The 18,077-nt window shown below is 34.6% G+C and carries 16 protein-coding genes; 13 read left to right on the top strand and 3 right to left on the bottom strand.

The window, feature by feature from the left end:
• Positions 1-26: 26 nt before the first annotated feature.
• Both ruvX and EM308_RS16270 read left to right on the top strand, forming a co-directional pair.
• Entirely contained in the window at positions 27-437 is a 411-nt protein-coding gene (gene ruvX / locus EM308_RS16275) for a Holliday junction resolvase RuvX (protein WP_035640363.1), read from the top strand.
• Between the two features lie 108 nt (positions 438-545).
• Positions 546-2,039 (top strand): malate:quinone oxidoreductase, encoded by a 1,494-nt coding sequence (locus EM308_RS16270; RefSeq protein ID WP_035640366.1) that lies wholly within the window; start codon positions 546-548, stop codon positions 2,037-2,039.
• A 62-nt stretch (positions 2,040-2,101) separates the two neighbouring features.
• Here the strand turns inward: EM308_RS16270 and EM308_RS16265 are convergent, their stop codons facing one another.
• On the bottom strand, positions 2,102-4,315 hold the full coding sequence (locus EM308_RS16265; RefSeq protein WP_035640368.1) for an FUSC family membrane protein: 2,214 nt from the start codon (positions 4,313-4,315) through the stop codon (positions 2,102-2,104).
• 281 nt (positions 4,316-4,596) lie between these two features.
• Here EM308_RS16265 and def point away from each other — a divergent pair, with 281 nt between their 5' ends.
• The 3 genes from def (at position 4,597) to mazG (ending at position 6,676) form a co-directional block, all read left to right on the top strand.
• Entirely contained in the window at positions 4,597-5,184 is a 588-nt protein-coding gene (gene def, locus EM308_RS16260; protein ID WP_035640371.1) for a peptide deformylase, read from the top strand.
• Positions 5,185-5,266: 82 nt separating this feature from the next.
• The gene (locus tag EM308_RS16255) at positions 5,267-5,752 is read left to right on the top strand and encodes a DUF5606 family protein (RefSeq protein WP_035640373.1); all 486 of its coding nucleotides are present in this window, start codon (positions 5,267-5,269) and stop codon (positions 5,750-5,752) included.
• 150 nt (positions 5,753-5,902) lie between these two features.
• Positions 5,903-6,676: a nucleoside triphosphate pyrophosphohydrolase gene (gene mazG, locus EM308_RS16250; RefSeq protein WP_035640374.1), complete on the top strand. Its 774-nt coding sequence runs from the start codon at positions 5,903-5,905 to the stop codon at positions 6,674-6,676.
• 146 nt (positions 6,677-6,822) lie between these two features.
• On the opposite strand, the gene EM308_RS16245 is transcribed toward mazG, so the two are convergent.
• Positions 6,823-7,503, bottom strand: coding sequence for a Crp/Fnr family transcriptional regulator (locus EM308_RS16245; protein WP_035640377.1), 681 nt, complete (start codon positions 7,501-7,503; stop codon positions 6,823-6,825).
• A gap of 116 nt (positions 7,504-7,619) precedes the next feature.
• On the opposite strand from EM308_RS16245, the gene EM308_RS16240 reads away from it, so the two are divergent.
• The 8 genes from EM308_RS16240 (at position 7,620) to EM308_RS16205 (ending at position 16,522) form a co-directional block, all read left to right on the top strand.
• Entirely contained in the window at positions 7,620-9,998 is a 2,379-nt protein-coding gene (locus EM308_RS16240) for a heavy metal translocating P-type ATPase (RefSeq protein WP_035640379.1), read from the top strand.
• A gap of 121 nt (positions 9,999-10,119) precedes the next feature.
• Positions 10,120-10,299: a cbb3-type cytochrome oxidase assembly protein CcoS gene (gene ccoS, locus EM308_RS16235; RefSeq protein ID WP_035640383.1), complete on the top strand. Its 180-nt coding sequence runs from the start codon at positions 10,120-10,122 to the stop codon at positions 10,297-10,299.
• Positions 10,300-10,365: 66 nt separating this feature from the next.
• Positions 10,366-12,543 carry a cytochrome-c oxidase, cbb3-type subunit I gene (gene ccoN / locus EM308_RS16230; protein ID WP_035640385.1) on the top strand — a complete coding sequence of 726 codons (2,178 nt, stop codon included), beginning with the start codon at positions 10,366-10,368 and terminating at the stop codon, positions 12,541-12,543.
• 11 nt (positions 12,544-12,554) lie between these two features.
• Entirely contained in the window at positions 12,555-12,722 is a 168-nt protein-coding gene (locus EM308_RS16225; RefSeq protein WP_035640388.1) for a CcoQ/FixQ family Cbb3-type cytochrome c oxidase assembly chaperone, read from the top strand.
• A 27-nt stretch (positions 12,723-12,749) separates the two neighbouring features.
• Positions 12,750-13,667, top strand: coding sequence for a cbb3-type cytochrome c oxidase N-terminal domain-containing protein (locus tag EM308_RS16220; RefSeq protein WP_035640391.1), 918 nt, complete (start codon positions 12,750-12,752; stop codon positions 13,665-13,667).
• A 77-nt stretch (positions 13,668-13,744) separates the two neighbouring features.
• Positions 13,745-15,163 (top strand): cytochrome c oxidase accessory protein CcoG, encoded by a 1,419-nt coding sequence (gene ccoG, locus EM308_RS16215; protein ID WP_035640393.1) that lies wholly within the window; start codon positions 13,745-13,747, stop codon positions 15,161-15,163.
• Between the two features lie 35 nt (positions 15,164-15,198).
• The gene (locus EM308_RS16210) at positions 15,199-15,657 is read left to right on the top strand and encodes a FixH family protein (protein ID WP_316930234.1); all 459 of its coding nucleotides are present in this window, start codon (positions 15,199-15,201) and stop codon (positions 15,655-15,657) included.
• Between the two features lie 163 nt (positions 15,658-15,820).
• Positions 15,821-16,522 (top strand): sulfite exporter TauE/SafE family protein, encoded by a 702-nt coding sequence (locus EM308_RS16205; protein ID WP_035640396.1) that lies wholly within the window; start codon positions 15,821-15,823, stop codon positions 16,520-16,522.
• Between the two features lie 83 nt (positions 16,523-16,605).
• Here the strand turns inward: EM308_RS16205 and hemN are convergent, their stop codons facing one another.
• Positions 16,606-17,970, bottom strand: coding sequence for an oxygen-independent coproporphyrinogen III oxidase (gene hemN, locus EM308_RS16200; RefSeq protein WP_035640398.1), 1,365 nt, complete (start codon positions 17,968-17,970; stop codon positions 16,606-16,608).
• Between the last annotated feature and the right edge of the window lie 107 nt (positions 17,971-18,077).

Here is an 18,077-nt window from a genome sequence, read left to right as displayed (position 1 = left end):
ACAAAACACAAAGAATCTTTATAAAAATGCCAAGAATACTCTCCATAGATTACGGTCAAAAAAGAACCGGAATTGCCGTTACAGATGAATTACAAATAATTGCTTCGGGATTGACAACAATTCCTTCTGCAACAGCAATTGATTTTTTAAAAGATTATTTTGCCAAAGAAAAAGTAGAAGCGGTTCTCATTGGCGAACCCAAGCAAATGAATGGCGAACCTTCTCAAAGCGCATCAATAATAAAAGGATTTGTGACTCATTTTACAAATCATTTTCCGGATATGAAAGTGATCCGGGTAGATGAGCGTTTTACTTCCAAGATGGCATTCCAAACAATGATTGACAGTGGACTCAATAAAAAGCAACGTCAGAATAAAGCACTTATCGATGAGATTTCGGCAACAATCATGCTTCAGGATTATTTAAATCGTAAATAGTGTATTTTTTAACAAACGATTGTTTTTTATAGGTGATTTATAACTTAAAAAATGTTTTTTATTGAGGTTTTTAGAGCTAATTTTGCGCTTTTTTAAATTTCATTGAAAATGCCAGATTCAACAATTCGTTCAAATAGTGAAGTAGTACTTATCGGTGCGGGTATAATGAGCGCCACTTTGGGGATGATTCTTAAAGAATTACAACCCGACATTAAAATAGAAATTTACGAAAGATTAGATGTGGCTGCCGCCGAAAGTTCCGATGCTTGGAATAATGCGGGTACGGGACATTCCGCTTTTTGTGAACTCAATTATACTCCTGAGAAAAACGGCAAAATCGATCCTAAAAAAGCCATTAGTATAGCCGAATCTTTTGAGGTTTCCAGACAGTTTTGGGCTTATTTGGTGCAACAAAACTATATAGAATCTCCAGAAAGTTTTATCAAAAGTGTACCACATATGAGTTTTGTTTGGGGGGATAAAAACGTCCTTTATCTTAAAAAGAGATTTGAGGCCTTACAGCCTAATGCGCTGTTTAAGGACATGGAGTTTACTACTGATTTTTCTAAATTGAAAGAGTGGATGCCGTTGGTTATGGAATCCAGAAAAGAAACGGGTAAATACGCGGGAACAACAATGAAAATTGGTACCGACGTGAATTTTGGTGAACTTACCAGATCGATGTTCAATCATTTGTCCAAAATGGATGGGGTTTCAATGTTTTTTAATCATGAGGTTAAAAAGTTGAGACAACGTGAAGATGGATCTTGGAGAATCAAAATCAAAGATTTGGAAAGCGGACAAAAGAGAAAATCGTATACTAAATTTGTGTTTATAGGTGCAGGAGGAGGTTCGTTGCCATTACTTGAAAAAGCAAATGTGCCTGAAGGAAATGGATATGGCGGTTTTCCTGTAAGTGGTCAATGGCTGAAATGTACCAATCCCGAAGTTATTGCTAGGCACGAGGCTAAAGTATACGGTAAAGCAAGTGTTGGAGCTCCTCCCATGTCTGTTCCTCATATTGATTCGAGAATGATTAACGGTGAAAAAGCATTGCTTTTTGGACCATTTGCAGGGTTTTCAACTCGTTTCTTAAAAAATGGAAAGTATTCTGATTTGCCTTTGTCAATAAAAACAAACAATGTAATTCCGATGATTGCTGCTGGGTACAAAAACCTGCCTCTTACAAAATATTTGATTGAGCAAGTGCGTCAATCACCAGCAGATAGAATAAAAGCCTTGAAAGAATACGTTCCCAAGGCTGCCGCAAAAGACTGGGTTTTGGAACGTGCCGGTCAAAGGGTGCAGGTAATCAAGAGAGATGAAAAAGAAGGCGGGGTACTTGAATTTGGAACCGAAATGATTACCACTGCTGATGGTACTTTGGCAGTTTTATTGGGGGCTTCACCAGGAGCTTCAACTGCGGTTTCAATAATGCTGGAACTGGTTGATAAATGCTTTAAAGAAAAGAGCCAAACAACCGAATGGCGTGAAAAATTCAAGACAATGATTCCATCTTTTGGACAAACCTTAAATGACAAGCCTGAGTTATTGGCAGAAATCAGAAAAAATACTTCTGATGTTTTAAAACTTAATGAATAGATTTTTTTTTTTTTTGCAGCCACAGTTTTCATTTGAAAAATGTGGCTGCTTTTTTTTTTGTCTTATTCTTCCATTAATGTTTTGGTTGTTTTCAAAATATTCTCGGATAAATTAGTTAACCATACTAATTGTTCGATAACCAGCTGTGCTTCCTGCATTTTTATAGCAAAGGCTTCTTCGTCGATTGGAATTCCTTCTTTTATTTCTTTTTGACGAATGTTTTTCAATTCGGTAAATCGGTTGGCCAATTCTTCGTTGGTAATTTCGTTTTTGTTCTCAATCTTTTCTTCTTTTAAAATAGCGATAGCTTGCTCCAGATTTTTGAGTACTTTTTCGACAACAATTGTAAGTGCTTTGGAAGAAGGTGTTGTTTTGTGTGATTGCGTATAGGTTCCCAACGAAGCTATGGACGAAAGCAAAGAATGGTTGAGTTCTGTCAGTTTGTACACAATGAGCCTGTTTTTCTGTTTAGATTTTGGCTCTTGTGAAATTCTTTGGAACGAAGCCATAAGATTTCCAATTTCAATAAATGCATTTTTTCTGGCCAAACGGTATGAAGTGGTGACATCTCCTTTTTTGGTGTAGAAATCAAATATTTCTTTGAGATATTCCCTATTGGCAAAAATCGATTTTTCCAGATATTCGGGAGCTTTAGTATATTCCCACGAAGGCCAAAGGAAATGATTGGCGAGGTAGGCAAGTAGCGCTGCGGTTAAGGTGTCTATTACTCTAAATTGGATAACATTAACAACGTTAGGCGTTAATATACCATATAAAAACACGATATACATTGTAACAAATGCAGCGCTTACAGTGTATTTTATTTGATTGAAAACAAAACCCAAGAGCATACATATTATCGCTAAAACACTCAAAGTGTAATGATCACGAATACCCAATAATATGCTGAAGGCAATGATTCCTCCAATTATGGTTCCGATGGCTCTTTCTATTGAGCGTTGTTTTGTTAATCCGTAGCCTGGTCTCATGATGATGATAATGGTCATGAGAATCCAGTAAACATTTTGAAAAGGAAGAAAGAGTCCTATGGCGTATCCTATTGCCAAAGTCGTTGTTAATCGTAACGAATGTCTGAAAAGAGTTGACGAAAAACTAAGGTTTTCTATAAATGTACTAATCGGATAATATTGCGGAGTCAGGAATTTTTCTAAATCTTTATCTTTTCCTTTAAAGTCATAATTGTTGGTTACAACTGTGAAGGCACGTTCTACAATTTTGATTTTCTCAACTTGTTTTTCGGCATATTCAAGCATGGTCTTTAGCATAAAAACCCCTTCAGAAGCTTCGGTTTTTCCTAGTTCCTTTTCATATTCTTCAATGGCAAGTTCCAGTGCCTGAAGGTCTTTGAACAAGAAGTGTTTTGGAATATATTTGGTTCTGTTCTCGATATTTTTGGATAGTCGTTTTAAAGTCGATGCAAGGTTGTAAGCAAGGTTTTGATACGTGCTTAAAACTTTGGGGTGTTTTTCAAATTTTTGATGTAATTTATTATGGTCAAAAGAAGTTGATAATGCTAGTTCCAGTATTTCAACCAAAGAAATAAATACTAAAAGCATTTTTCGATTTTGGTTGGAAGAAACAGAGTTGATTTGTTTTCCAATAAGAACTCTCCGAATGTTATGGTGAATATCATTGAGTTCGACCTGCAAATGCAATTGTTTTTCGAGTATCACTTTTCTGTCGGCAATACTGTTCCATAAATTGCCTCTTAATTTCAGGTATTTGGCCGTCAATTTGATGCATTCGGTGACTTGCAATTCGGCATATCGATACGGGCGTAGGTAGTGAAATAGTAATGAAATAATGGTGTAAAATAATCCTCCGGCAAGTATTAATGCAGAATGTTGCAGCATTTGCCATCCGGTATACATATGGGAAAGTGACAATGATATGGTTAACAGAGCAGAAAATGAGGTAAAAGTAGCTCTTTGTCCATATACCGAAATCATGGCCAAAATAAATACCAGTAAACAGAAAAACGGATAAAAAATTACAGGATAAGGATACGTTAAATTGATTGCCAGATTTACTCCCGCAACGAGAAAAGCCGTTACGATTAATCCGTTGATTTTGTGCTGCAAGCTGCTTGGAATATCACTTGGATAAGTAAGTAAAACACCAAGTGCCATGGCAAAACCCATATCAAAATATCCTAAATAACTGAGTATTAAAACAGGCAAAACTGCCGATAATGTTGCTTTAAGACCATTGGTGAAATAGGTGCTAACCGTGAATTTTTCTATTTTACTAATCATGAATTTTGATTTGATGCAAAGATAAGAGATATAAGGATTGTGGCGATTTGTAAAGCCTTTTTGAGAACTAATTTACTAAATTATGTTAATTTTTTTTCAGAAAATACTATCTAGTTCATGTTTTATCTCAATTTATAAAGAAATCGAGGTTTTGTATGGTCAAAAATAGAATACTTTTTCGGCAGAAATTAATCGTTATCTATTTTTTTACTACTTTTGCGATCCTAAATAAGTGGAAATTTTTCCTTTATTTAAGCCCATTAATAATAAATAAAAGTCAAATGATATTACCAATTATAGGATATGGTGATCCTGTTTTAAGAAAAATAGGGGAGGAACTTACTCCGGATTATCCAAATTTGAAAGAAATTATTGCAAACATGTATGAAACCATGTACAATGCAAGTGGTGTTGGTCTTGCTGCTGAGCAAGTAGGTTTATCAGTGCGATTATTTGTTATTGATACCACTCCGTTTAGTGATGATGAGGATTTGGAGGACAATGAACAAAATAAATTGAAAGGTTTCAAAAAAACTTTTATCAATGCCAAAATAATAAAAGAAGAAGGTGAAGAATGGGCTTTTAACGAAGGCTGTTTAAGTATTCCTGATGTACGTGAAGATGTGTACCGAAAACCAACAGTTACAATTGAATATTGCGAAGAAGATTTTGTTATGAAAACTGAGGTTTTTGATGGTTTGATTGCTAGAGTGATTCAGCACGAATACGACCATATTGAAGGGATATTATTTACTGACAAAATATCTTCTTTAAAAAAACGTTTGATTCAAAAAAAATTAAAAAACATCAGTGAAGGGAAAACGTTTCAGGATTATAGAATGAAGTTTTTTGCCAAAAAAGGAAGGTAGATTTTAAATAAGCAGTTGGCCCCCGAAAGCTATCGGGGATTAGTATTCAGATTTTAGTAAAGAATAAATAAAAAAAATAAAAATGAGTTTAGAGAAAATATTATCGATTTCAGGAAAACCAGGATTATATGTTTTAAAAGTGCAAACGCGTACAGGTTTTGTAGCTGAATCATTATTGGATGGGAAAAAAATTACAGTAAGTTTGAAAAGCAATGTAAGTTTGTTGTCTGAAATTTCTATTTATACTTACGAAAGTGAAAAACCTTTGGCAGAAATCATGCAAAACATTGCCAAAAGAGAAAATAACGGGCAAACTATTTCTCATAAAGAAGACAATGCAACTTTATTGTCTTATTTCAGAGAAGTGTTGCCAGAATACGATGAAGAAAGAGTTTATGCTTCTGATGTGAAGAAAATCGTTAGTTGGTATAACACGCTTCAGGAAAAAGGCTTGCTAGTGGCTGATGCTCCAGCAGTTGCAGAAGAAGATACTACTCCTACCACAGAAGAAGTTGTTGCTGAAAAAGCAAAAGCTCCAGCTAAAAAAGCAAAAGCGAAGAAAGAGTAAATAGAGTGATTAGTAATTAGTCTTTAGTAATTAGCTTTGTTGTTCGATTGATAGCTAATTACTTGTTACTAAGGACTAATTACTAAAAACTAATCCTGTCAAGATGTTTTCCTGACAGGATTTCTTATTTTTACCAAAAAACAATACACAATGAGCGCTAAGCAAAAACAACTCCAGGCCTTTGAACGATTGTTGAACATCATGGACGATTTGCGTGAAAAATGTCCTTGGGACACAAAGCAAACCATACAAACACTTCGTCATTTGACTATTGAGGAAACCTATGAATTGGGTGATGCGATTTTGGATAATGATTTAAATGAAGTAAAAAAAGAACTCGGGGATTTGTTGTTGCATATTGTTTTTTATGCCAAAATAGGTAGTGAAACCAATGATTTTGACATGGCTGATGTGTGTAATGACATTTGCGAAAAACTGATTCATAGACATCCGCATATTTACAGCGATGTTGTTGTTAAAGATGAAGAAGAGGTAAAACAGAATTGGGAAAAACTGAAACTAAAAGAAGGTAATAAATCAGTCCTTGAGGGTGTTCCAAGGAGTTTGCCGGCACTTGTAAAAGCTAGCAGAATACAGGATAAAGTAAAAGGAGTAGGGTTTGATTGGGAAGAACCGCATCAGGTTTGGGACAAAGTGCAGGAAGAATTGCAGGAATTACAAGTTGAGGTTGAATCTGGTAATCAGGATAAAATAGAATCTGAGTTTGGAGATGTTTTGTTTTCTATGATTAATTACGCCCGTTTCCTGAATGTTAATCCCGAAGATGCTTTGGAACGAACTAATAAAAAATTCATCAAGCGTTTTCAATACCTTGAAAGCAAAGCCGATGAACTTGGAAAACCATTAATGGATATGACACTTGCCGAAATGGACGTTTTTTGGAATGAAGCTAAGAAACTTTAGATTTCAGATTGCAGACAAGAATTATATTTTTTTTCAAATTTATTAGGCATTTTAAAGGTCGCAAGAGTAAAACTTATATGATCTTAAATACCTTATATGGTAAAAAAATCACATGGTAAGAAATAAAAAATATATGGTAATTAATCTTACTCAGCTAGTTTTTTAAGTTTTGGAAGGTCTTTCAGAACAATTTTTTTACCAACTAATTCGATTAGTTCCATTTTGTTAAAATCGGACAATAATCGGATACAGCTTTCGGTAGCTGTTCCAATCATACTAGCCAATTCGTCTCTTGATAGCTGTACTTTTAAGGTTTTGTCGGTATTTGTTCCAAAAGTTTCATGCAAGTAAACCAACGTTTCAGCCAATCTTTCTTTTACAGATTTTTGAGCCATATTGACCATGTGGTCATCCGCAGTTCTCAAATCTCCACAAATCGATTTCATAACATTCATCGAAAACTGATTGTTTTTGTCAAAGAATCCTAAAATTTCATTTTTAGGAATAAAACAAACTTGCATATCCTCTAATGCTATGGCACTCAAATTCGCAGGCTCGTCACTTATCATCGAGCGCTGACCCAATAGCTCACCTTTAGCAATCAATTTTACGATTTGGTCTTTTCCGTTTGGACTTAATTTGGTCAATTTGCAAATACCGTCTTTTACACAAAAAATACCGTTGACATTTTCACCTTCTTCAAATATAGTTTCTCCCTTTTTGATGGTTCGGGAGGTTTTGCATTCTGAAATTCTTATAAGTTCGTCTTTACTTAGTGCTTTCAAAGAGCTAAATTCTCTCACTATACATTGTTCACATTTACTCATAACGAAATTGTATTTTCGGGTACAAAGTTATACATTTATATGATAAATATCATTGTTGGGACACAATCAATTTGTGAATTTTGTTCGTTTTAATAAAAATTTACCCCCTTTCGTTTATGGAAAATAAGAATTGTTTTCATTGTGGTTTAAATATAGAAATAGAAGACAAAATTGTCTTTGATAAAAAGGAGTTTTGCTGCAATGGATGTAAAACCGTTTACGAAATTTTTAGTTTGAATGATTTGACCTGTTATTATGATTTCGAAAAATCGCCAGGCGCAACTCCACAAGATATTAATGGGAAATATGATTTTCTAGACAACGAAAGTATTGTTTCAAAATTATTGGAATTCCAGGAAGACAGCACTGCGATTGTTTCCTTGAGCATACCTCATATTCATTGCAGTTCCTGTATTTGGATTCTTGAAAATTTACAGAAACTTCAAAAAGGTATTACTATTTCTCAGGTTAATTTTCCCGAAAAGAAAGTGCGAATTAATTTCAATTCTGAAATTGTTTCTCTAAAAAGTATTGTTCATTTGTTGAGTTCCATCGGCTATGAACCCTATATCAGCCTAGAAAATTACGAAACAGGAAAAAGCAATATTGACAGAAGTTTGACTTATAAATTGGGAGTTGCCTTCTTTTGTTTTGGAAATATAATGCTGCTTTCTTTCCCTGAATATTTCGAAGTAAAAGAATATTGGCTGGATAATTATCGTCCTTTTTTCCGGGGATTGATTTTTGCATTGTCTTTGCCTTCTTTTTTGTATTCGGCGAGTGGGTATTATGTTTCGGCCATCAAAAGCATAAAATCCAAAATGCTTAATATAGACATTCCTATAGCATTGGGAATTGTCGTGATGTTTGTTCGAAGCACATTTGATATTATAATGGATTATGGTTCAGGCTTTTTTGACAGCCTGACAGGTTTAATATTTTTTATGTTATTGGGAAAAATGTTTCAGATTAAGACTTATAGTTTCTTAAGTTTCGAAAGGGATTTTAAATCTTATTTTCCAATAGCTATAACAAAAATAAATACTGATTTCACCGAGGAAAGTATTCCTGTTTATGAAATTGAAAAAGGCGACCGATTATTGATTCGTAACCAAGAACTGATTCCGGTTGATGGTATTTTGATATCTGATAAAGCCGAAATTGATTATAGTTTTGTAACCGGAGAAGCTGTTCCAATTACAAAAAAATCTGGAGATAAGGTTTTTGCCGGAGGAAAACAGATAGGGAAAGTTGTTGAAATGGAAGTTTTGCATTCGGTTTCCCAAAGTTATCTGACTCAATTATGGAGTAATGATGTTTTTCAGAAAAGGTTTGAGCAAAAACACAAAACAATCACCGACAGGATTAGCCGTTATTTTACGCCAATTCTTTTGATGATTGCCTTTGTAGGATTTGGCTATTGGATATTTTTTGATGCCAATACCGCTTTCAATGTTTTTACTGCAGTGTTGATTGTTGCTTGTCCTTGTGCATTGGCGTTGACTGCACCTTTTACGATGGGAAATATGCTTCGGATTTTTGGCAATAAACATTTTTATCTAAAAAATGCCTTGGTGATTGAACAATTGGCAAAAGTAGATACGGTTGTTTTTGATAAAACCGGAACGATAACTACCAATTCCAAATCGAATATTTTTTATGAAGGAAAAAGTATTGACGAATCCAATTTGACAATACTGAAAAGTGTACTTCGAGCATCAAATCATCCTTTGAGTAGGATGTTATATGATTTTCTTCCAGAAACCAAAAGATTAAAATTGGACTCATTCGAAGAGGTAACCGGAAAAGGAATTCAGGCTGTGGTTGATGGGATTGAGATACAAATGGGTTCTGCCTATTTTATTAATCAAAGAGGAGAAAACGAAATCCAGCAAACCGCTGTCCTTGTTAAAATAGCCAACGAATACTTTGGGAAATATATATTCAATAATCAATACCGAGAAGGTTTGTCTGAATTGTTTGGTAAAATGAGTTTGCAATATGAGCTCAAAGTTTTGTCTGGTGACAACGAAGGAGAACGAAGCGTGCTAGAATCAATTTTGCCCAAAGGAACCGAAATGGTTTTTAATCAAAAACCGGAACAAAAATTACAATTCATAAAATCCTTGCAGGAGCAGGGCAAAAATGTAATGATGGTAGGTGATGGTCTTAATGATGCCGGGGCTTTGGCTCAGAGTAATGTAGGTGTTTCAATATCCGAAAACGTAAATGTTTTTTCTCCTGCCTGCGATGCTATTTTGGATGCAAAAGAATTTAAAAGACTTCATTATTTTTTAAAATTATCCAAAAAATCTATTACTACAATCAAAATGAGTTTTGTTTTATCTCTTTTGTACAATGTTGTTGGATTGTCTTTTGCTGTTACCGGAAATCTTCTACCGTTGGTAGCTGCAATCATTATGCCGTTGAGTACCATTACGATAGTAAGTTTTGTAACGGTGATGAGTAACTATTACTCATCGAAAATAAAGTAGTATAATAGGGAATTGCTTTAATTTTTTTCATAAATTTAACATATTGGATTAAACATGATATTTGTCATGTTTTCTTAAAAGTGATGAAATTACATTTGTTAACCTAATATTTTTATATGTTATGAGTGTTATTTATTTGTTAATCGCTATCAGTATTTTTGTTGCCATTTGCTTTTTTATTGCATTTGTTTTTGCAGTAAAATCCGGTCAATATGATGATGATTATACGCCATCTGTCAGAATGCTTTTTGATGATGAATTAATAAAGGCTTCCTCGAAGGAATCTAAAAATAAAAGGTAAATGACTCTTTAATCTTCAGCGATTAATAATTCTTCTTATAAAACAACTTTAAAATCAATTATAAATATGGAAATGGAACAATTTTATTATGACAACAAAATTGTAAAGAAGTTCATTTATGCTACCATACTGTTTGGAGTGGTGGGGATGTTAGTGGGTCTTATACTGGCTACTATGTTCCTTTTTCCAAACATGACCGAAGGTATTTCGTGGTTAAGTTTTGGTAGATTAAGACCTTTACATACCAATGCAGTGATTTTTGCTTTTGTGGGGAACGCAATGTTTGCGGGTGTTTATTACTCGTTACAGCGTTTATTAAAAGCCAGAATGTACAGTGATTTCTTGAGTAACCTTAATTTTTGGGGTTGGCAATTAATTATTGTTGCTGCTGCAATTTCACTTCCATTAGGATATACTTCATCAAAAGAGTATGCCGAACTCGAATGGCCCATTGATATTGCCATTGCTTTAATATGGGTGGCTTTCGGTATCAATATGATTGGTACAATGTTAAAAAGAAGGGAACGTCATTTGTATGTTGCCATTTGGTTCTATTTAGCCACATTTATAACCGTTGCAGTATTACATATTTTTAATAGTTTGGAGTTGCCAGTTTCTGCAATGAAAAGTTACTCTGTTTATGCAGGAGTACAAGATGCATTGGTGCAGTGGTGGTATGGTCATAATGCGGTTGCATTTTTCCTAACCACACCATTTTTGGGATTGATGTACTATTTTGTGCCAAAAGTTGCCAATCGTCCAGTGTATTCTTATAGATTGTCTATTATACATTTTTGGTCATTAATATTTTTATATATCTGGGCAGGACCTCACCACTTATTGTATTCGGCTTTGCCAACTTGGGCTCAAAATTTAGGAGTAGTATTCTCTGTAATGTTGATTGCTCCATCTTGGGGAGGTATGATTAATGGACTCTTGACTTTAAGAGGAGTTTGGGATAAAGTGCGTGAAGAACCGGTTTTGAAGTTCTTTGTGGTAGCCATGACAGGTTACGGTATGGCAACTTTTGAAGGTCCAATGCTTTCCCTTAAAAATGTAAACGCCATAGCTCACTACACTGACTGGATTATTGCTCACGTTCACGTTGGAGCATTGGCTTGGAACGGTTTTATGGCTTTTGGTATCATTTATTGGTTGATTCCAAGAATGACAAAAACGACTTTATATTCAACGAAATTGGCCAATTTCCATTTTTGGGCAGGGACACTCGGAATTATATTGTATGCGTTGCCATTGTATTTGGCCGGATTTTTACAGGCTTCTATGTGGAAACAATTCAATCCGGATGGAACCTTAACGTATGGTAACTTCCTTGAAACCGTTACGCAAATTATTCCGATGTACTGGATGAGAGCAATAGGAGGATCACTGTATTTAATAGGAATGCTGACATTGGTTTATAATATAATCAAGACTGTTAAAGCAGGAGAAGATGTTGAAGATGAATTGGCTGAAGCTCCGGCTCTAAAAACAATTAGTGCAGGAAGATTAAAAGGGGAGAAATACCATACGTGGTTGGAGAGAAAACCAATAAAAATGGCTGTTTTCGCAACGATTGCTATTTTAATTGGTGGAATTATCCAAATTGTTCCAACGATTATGGTGAAATCAAATATCCCAACAATTTCAAGTGTTAAACCATATACACCTTTAGAATTGGAAGGCCGCGATTTATATATCCGAGAAGGTTGTGTGGGATGTCACTCACAATCCGTTCGTCCTTTCAGAAGTGAAGTGGAGCGTTATGGGCCACAATCCAAAGCTGGAGAGTTTGTGTACGATCATCCATTTTTATGGGGTTCAAAACGTACAGGTCCAGATTTGTTGAGAGTTGGAGGAAAATACAATGACAATTGGCATTTTAATCACTTTTGGAGTCCGCAAAGTATATCGGCAGGGTCTATTATGCCTAGCTACAAATGGTTGTTTGACAACAAAGCAATGGATATTTCAATGACCGAAAAGAAAATGAAAGCCATGAAAACACTTGGTGTTCCTTATACTGATGCTCAAATCGCAGATGGTGTAAAAGATTTAAGAACTCAGGCCATTGCGATTGAAGAAAGCCTTAAAAACGACCCTGACTTTGTGAAAAGTTATGACGAAAGCAAGAAAAAAGCTGAAGCAAGAGGTGAGAAATTCATCCCGATGAACGAAAGGGAAATTGTAGCATTGATTGCTTACATTCAAAGATTAGGTACTGATATTAAAGTGAAAGAATAAAAGTAAACGTTATGTTTGAGCAAATAAAACACAATATGGAAACCATTGCCGGTGTTGCAATATTTCCAATACTATCGTTATTGATTTTCTTTTTCTTTTTTCTTGGTCTCGGACTTTGGGTTTATTCTTATAAAAAAGAAACTATAGACGAAATTAGCCAAATCCCTTTGGAAGATTAAATTGTACAATTTCAAAATATATAAATAATGAAAAAATTAATTCCGCCTTATATAAGAGTTCTTTTCATATTTTTCTCCGTCTTGGGAGCAATGGAATATTTTATTGATTCGGGAAATCAACCGGCATTTATAAAATACCCAATGGTTGCGGTCTTTTTGTTTGTATTGCTTTTCCTTTTGATTGCAATCGAAGTAACATTGAATGCTGTTAATGCAATCACTTATAGATTGTTGTCTGATGAAGAAAAAGCAAGATTGGCTCATGAAGATACTTTAAGTCTGAAAGAGAAAACTTGGTACAAAAACCTGATGCAACGATTAACAAGAACAGTTCCAATCGAAGACGAGAAAGAATTATTGATGGATCATGATTATGATGGAATCAAAGAATTGGACAATAATTTACCGCCTTGGTGGGTTTATTTATTTTATGCCTGTATTATTTTTGCAGTAGTTTATTTGGTTCGTTTCGAGGTATTGGGAGCACCAGATCAGGAGGCTGAATTGAAAAGTGAAATGGCGCAGGCCAAAATTGAAGTAGCCGAGTATATGAAAACGGCCCCAGATTTAATGGATGAAAAAACAGTGACATTGTTAACAGATCCAGCAGATTTGGATAAAGGTAAAGCTATCTTTCAGACCAATTGTGTAGCTTGTCACCGTGCCGATGCCGGAGGGCAAATTGGTCCAAACTTAACAGACGATCATTGGATATTGGGAGGTGGAATCAAGAATTTATTTCACACCATTACCAATGGAGGTAGAGATGGTAAAGGGATGATTGCCTGGAAAGGAACTTTAAAACCAAAAGAAATTCAGGCGGTTGCAAGCTATGTTATCTCCTTAAAAGGAAGTAATCCTAAAGATCCAAAAGCACCAGATGGTGAAATATGGGTTGAAGATAATGCTTCGGCTCCTGCAGCTGGAGCAACAGAAGCAAAATAAACCTTAATTATTGCTATGAAGAGCTTTGTCAAAATTCAATACTTTGAGAAAGCTCTTTTTAATTTAAATGAAATAAAATGTCAAGTAAACTGGACGAATCTTTCAGAGATACCATTGGGACTGTTGATAAAGAAGGTCACAGAAAGTATGTTTATCCCAAAAAGCCTTCAGGTAAGTTTTATGACTATAGAAAATGGGTGAGCTATTTTTTATTGATAATTCTAATTGTCAATCCATTTATAAAAATAAACGGGAATCAGTTCATGATGTTCAATGTTTTGGAACGTCGTTTTAATATCTTTAGTTTCCCTTTTTGGCCTCAGGACTTTTATATTTTTGTTCTGTTTATGGTAATTGGGGTAGTGTTTGTTATTTTATTTACGGTTATTTTCGGAAGGATTTTTTGCGGTTGGATTTGTCCTCAGACTATTTTTATGGAAATGGTTTTTCGCCGAATAGAATATTGGATAGAAGGTGATAGGGGAGCGCAAATTCGTTTGGAAAAACAAGAATGGAATGGTGGAAAAATAAGAAAGAAAACTTTAAAATGGTTTGCTTTTCTTTTTATTTCATTTTTGATTGCCAATGTATTTTTAGCTTATCTTGTTGGTAGTGACGAATTGTTTCGAATGGTTGAAGACGGACCTTTGGTTCATTCTAGCAGTTTTATCTCATTGTTGATTTTTACAAGTGTTTTCTATTTTGTTTTTGCCTGGTTTAGAGAACAGGTATGTATTATCGCCTGTCCTTACGGAAGGTTGCAAGGAGTTTTACTAGACAAAAAATCAATAAATGTAGCCTATGATTTTGTTCGTGGCGAAAAAGAAGTAGGTAGAGCCAAATTCAATAAACAGGAAGACAGAGCCGCTTCGGGAAAAGGGGATTGTATCGATTGTAAGCAATGTGTCCACGTATGTCCAACAGGAATTGATATTCGTAACGGCGTTCAGCTGGAATGTATAAATTGTACAGCTTGCATTGACGAATGTGATACGATTATGAAAAGCGTAGGATTACCTTTGGGGCTTATCCGTTATGCATCTGAAGATGAAATAGAGACTAAAGCCAAGTTTAAATTTACTGCCAGAATGAAAGGTTATACCGCAATTTTGGTGATTTTAGTAGGTGTTCTGACGGGTTTATTGTTTTTAAGATCCGAAGTCGAAGCCACTATTTTGAGATTGCCGGGGCAATTGTTTCAACATAAAGGAGAAAACATCAGTAATATATATACCTTTAAAATAATTAATAAAACCAATCATGATATCAAAGACATGAATTTTAGATTGGTTGGAATCAAAGGAACTTTGAAAGTGGTTGGTGTTCAGGAGCTAAAAGTTCCTAAGCACGGAATGTCTAGCGGAACTATGTTTATTGAAATTAACAAGTTTTTATTGGAAAGTGATAGGACTAACCTAGAAATAGATCTCTATGAAGGGAACAAAAAAATAGAAACTACACATACTAGTTTTCTGAGTCCGCGCAGTTTTGATTAATTTTGATAGTATTCACAAGGTTTAATTTTATAAAAATGAAAATAAAGATTAATTGGGGAACTTCGATCGTTATTGCATTCGCACTGTTTATCAGCTTTATTATGTATTTTGTTTTAAAAGTGCAGTCAGACAGTAAGTATGACAATGAGTTGGTAGTTGAGGAATATTATAAGCATGATGTTCATTTTCAGGATGAAATGGCTCGAGCTCAAAATGCTCATGATTTAAAAGAAAAACCGGTAATTTCTGTTCAAACGGATGGAATTACAATTGCTTTTCCAGCTAATTTTTCGCCAAAAGAAATCAAAGGAACAGTTGCTTTTTATAGAGCCTCCAATAAGAAATTTGACTTTCAAGCACCACTTTCATTCGCGGATTCGGCTTCTTTGCTTATTCCTAAAGAAAAGTTTGTTGGAGGCGAATGGTACATCAACATGGAATGGAAGTATGGAGGGAAATCGTATTTGACCAAGGAAAAAATTTATATTAAGTAAGGTTTATAGTTTGTTGTTTATGGTTGGTAGTTGATTGTTAAAGATTCAATAAATTAGTTTTAAAAAAAACGAACTTTTATTTTAAAATCAACAGAAAAAACTTTACTCAAAAAAACAATAAACCATAAACCGCAAACCATAAACCACAAACCATAAACTACAAATGCTTTACACCGCTTTTTTATTTGGTTTAATCAGTAGTTTTCACTGCATAGGAATGTGCGGCCCCATTGCTATGATGTTGCCTGTAGAGCGAAATAATCCCGCCAAAAAAGTAATCCAGATTTGTACGTATCATTTAGGAAGGTTGACAGCTTATGGAAGTATTGGTTTGCTTTTTGGATTATTGGGTAAAGGCTTGTTTTTGGCTGGAATTCAACAGCAATTGTCCATTTTTATTGGGGTTGCAATGATTCTTGTGATTTTGATTCCCGAAAAGGTTTTTTCTAAATATAATTTTTCGAAACCAGTTTATGGATGGATTTCAAAAATCAAACAAAATTTAGGAAGTCATTTCAAAAATAAGAGTTTTAAATCGCTTTTCATTATTGGCCTGCTTAATGGGTTTTTGCCTTGCGGAATGGTATATGTGGCTTTGTTTGGAGCAATTGCGATGCAAAGTGCCAGTTTTGGAGTGCTGTATATGTTGCTTTTTGGACTGGGAACGGTGCCTTTGATGAGTTTGGTGGTTTATATCAATTCTTTTTTGAGTATTTCATTCCGTAATAACATTCAAAAAATAATTCCTTATGTTGGGATTGTAATTGGTGTTTTGTTTATTCTAAGAGGGTTGGGACTTGGAATACCTTATGTTTCTCCTTCCAATATGAGTTTGTTTATACAAGAAAAAGCCAATTGTCATTAAATTGAAATTGGCTTTTTCTTGTATTGAAAAAAGATGAATTATAAATTAATTAAGATGATATTTATAAGGATAAATTGTTTCTTTTAAATTGTCATTGAAAACAAAGCAGTTTCAGGGGCTTTTCTTTTTAATCGTAAATCAAAAGCCATACAAATGTTACGAACGTATGGTTTTCCTTCTTCGGTAACAATTATTTTTTTATCACCAATGGTCAATAAACCATCGTTCTCCATTTCTTTCAACTGAATTAGAATTTCGGGAATTTCAGAGACATAATTTGCCGAATCCTCCCAGCTGGTTTCAAAATGACACATCAAATTCAGAATGTGTTTTCGGATAATCAAATCTTCGGCAGACAAATGATGACCTCTGTAAACCGGCAATTTATCTGATTCCAGTATTTTGTAATATTCTTCGATGGTTTTGACATTTTGTGCAAAACTGTACCAACTGTCACTAATGGACGAAACGCCCAAACCAATCATTAATTGGGTTTTTGAGGAGCTGTATCCCATGAAGTTTCGGTGCAGTTTTTTATTGCCAAACGATTTGTATAAACTGTCCGATTTTAAGGCAAAATGATCCATACCGATTTCGTAATACTCATTTTCAAAAAGTAATTCTTTCCCAACTTCGTATAATTTTCTTTTGGCATCATCTTTTGGGATATCTTCATCATGGAAACCGCGTTGCCCGTTTCCTTTTATCCATGGCACATGCGCATAGCTGTAGAAAGCCAATCGGTCGGGTTGCAATGAATTTGTTTTTTCAATAGTATCCACAACATCTTTCACTTCCTGAAAAGGCAACCCAAAAATAATATCATGGCCAATTGAGGTATAACCTATTTTTTTTGCCCAAAATGTAACTTTAGCAACATTATGGAAAGGTTGAATCCTGTGAATCGCTTTTTGAACTTTTTCGGAATAATCCTGAACACCAAAACTTACTCTTCTAAAACCCAGATCATATAGCTTTTGTAAATGAGCAAGAGTTGTGTTATTGGGATGTCCTTCAAAACTAAATTCGTATCCATCCGCTTTGTCGGCTTTCGAAAATATTCCGTTTAGTAAGGTTTCAAGGTTTTCTATTGAAAAAAAGGTTGGAGTTCCTCCACCTAAATGAATTTCTTTGATTTTAGGTTTTTCACCCAAAATTTTGCAATAAAGATTCCATTCTTTTAGAACTGCTTCAATATATGGATTTTCTACATTATGATTTTTGGTAATTCGTTTGTTACAGCCACAAAACGTGCACAGACTTTCGCAAAAGGGCAAATGAATATATAAACTGATACCCTCTTTGTCATTACTTTCTTGAAACGATTTTTTTAGGGATTCTACCCAAATTTCATTGGTGAATCCTAACTCATCCCAATATGGAACCGTAGGATAACTTGTATAACGGGGTCCAGGGACATTGTATTTTTGAATAAGGGAGGTTTTCATAGTTTAGCAGTTGTGGTAAGTGGCAAAATTAACATGACTTTTTGATGATTAAAATGATTATTATCATATTTTTTCTTAGCTATGCGTTCCAAAAACAACTATTTCTT

The organism is Flavobacterium gilvum (assembly GCF_001761465.1).
Classification (GTDB): Bacteria; Bacteroidota; Bacteroidia; order Flavobacteriales; family Flavobacteriaceae; genus Flavobacterium; species Flavobacterium gilvum.
Note: the sequence above shows the minus strand (reverse complement) of the source record. Positions and strands in the feature narration are given on the sequence as shown.